Below are 460 nucleotides of genomic sequence, written 5' to 3' on the forward strand. Positions count from 1 at the left end.
GCTTCACCGTCCGGGAAATCGGCTTTTTCGACAACGCGGGCGATCTGATCTTTGTTGTGGCCGGTGCCAGCATGAACGAGGGCACCACCGGCGCCTATGACCTGCTGTATGACGCCTACTTCAATCTTTCGCACGTCAAAGACGGCCTGGTGATCGTCAACGCGCCTGATGATGCGCTTTGGGCCTTTAGCCTTTCGGCTCTCACCGGCTTGGCCCGGTCTCACCTGGAAACCCAAAAACTGCGGGACAAGCTCACTGCCCTGCATGGCCCCTTTTAAGGAGACAACACATGAGTCTGGAAGCTCTGACCGCTGCAACTGATGCAATGAATGCCTTGACCGAAACCATAAGCGCTGAGCGTGGCCGCATTGCTGCCGCCGCCGATCAGGCGATTGAGGATTTGAACGGCACAGGAAAAACCATCCTCTACGTGGAACAGGAAAAACCATCCTCTACGGCA

The 460-nt window shown here is 56.3% G+C and carries 1 pseudogene; it reads left to right on the plus strand.

Annotated features, from left to right (window positions below):
- A pseudogene (locus tag L1069_RS23995) lies at positions 1–278 on the plus strand (phage tail protein); the annotation flags it as partial.
- Between the last annotated feature and the right edge of the window lie 182 nt (positions 279–460).

The organism is Leisingera sp. MMG026 (assembly GCF_021654205.1).
Taxonomy (GTDB): Bacteria; Pseudomonadota; Alphaproteobacteria; order Rhodobacterales; family Rhodobacteraceae; genus Leisingera.